Source organism: Dolichospermum sp. LEGE 00246 (assembly GCF_015207865.1).
GTDB classification, from domain to species: domain Bacteria; phylum Cyanobacteriota; class Cyanobacteriia; order Cyanobacteriales; family Nostocaceae; genus Dolichospermum; species Dolichospermum heterosporum.
On record NZ_JADEWA010000756.1, the window covers coordinates 1 to 1,200 of the forward strand.

1 pseudogene is annotated in these 1,200 nt (G+C 35.2%); it reads right to left on the minus strand.

Features of this window, described 5'->3' with window-relative positions:
- Positions 1-104: 104 nt before the first annotated feature.
- Positions 105-1,200 (minus strand): annotated as a pseudogene (locus IQ228_RS26160) (class I SAM-dependent DNA methyltransferase); the annotation flags it as partial.

A 1,200-nucleotide genomic window follows, 5' to 3' on the forward strand; every position in this document is an offset into this window, starting at 1 on the left:
ATTTAATTTTTTTTAAATTTTTGATGTCCTGAAAAATTGAAGGGACTAAAATCCTGTAAATCAGATCCCCGACTTCTTGAAGAAGTCGGGGATCTTGATCCTCTCTATATTTCCACATATTGCCAGCGTTTGGTTGATTCTGTTTCTCGACAGATTAAAATCCCAAACCATTCTAATCTTTCTAGATTTTCAGCAATGGCATTTTTGTATTTTCCACCATTTTTGAATTGAGCAGCAATTTGATCCACAGTCCAGTCGCTGGTATTGGTGCGGAGTAAGTCGCGGATAGTTGCAAGTTGCTCTTTTGGTTGTTTGGGAAAAGTTTTTTGTTCGGTGGGAATAATGACAGTTTCTTCTGTTTCCATGACTTCCGTTAGCACTTGTTGGGTAACTTCATTTGGTGCTTGATATTCAGGACGCAACCAGCGAATTGTTCCGTTACGTTCTTCTTCTGCACGTTCAGCATTGAGCGCAACTAAACGTTCTAAAATTATTTCTTCAATTTCTGCTTTTGTTTTATTATCATCTTTTAAATCTTGCCATTCATAAGCATCAAAAACCGCGTTATCTAATTCATCATGAATTTGTTTGAGGGTGGAAACTAAGGCTTTATTGTTATATGCTTTATCTGCTTCTGTAAATGTTTCACCTTTGCGGAGTTTTTCAAGCAGGTTATACATTCCCGTAATTGTGATTTCAGGATGTTGTGTTTGTACTCGTTTACGGTGGGAGTCTAATTTTTCTCCTAATTCTCGGATTTTCTGTTTTTGTTCTGGTTTAGGATTTGGCAAAGGGAAAGGATCAAAGCAATGAGATTTAATATATCTTGGATCGTTACCAACTCCGAGTCTTGCACCCGCAGCTAAAGCCCAAGTAATGTGTATATGACTGCTAATAATTCCAAGATAATAAGCATCATCCAAAGCAATCACTACAATACTAATCTCTGATCTAATATTAGAATCTAGGAAGATAAAAACACGATGTTTAGAAGTTAAAACTGTGGCTATATAGCGTTTAATTCCCAATATAGAACTTCTAACTTTTTCATTACTTCGTCTTGGTAGCCACCAATATTTTCTTAGCTTTGGATCTGGATTTATTTGCCTCTCAGGATAGACTTTTTCAAAAAGATATTGATATGTTTTAGGGACATCATTTATCAAATATTTTTCAGAAAAATTAAAAGTATCAATTATC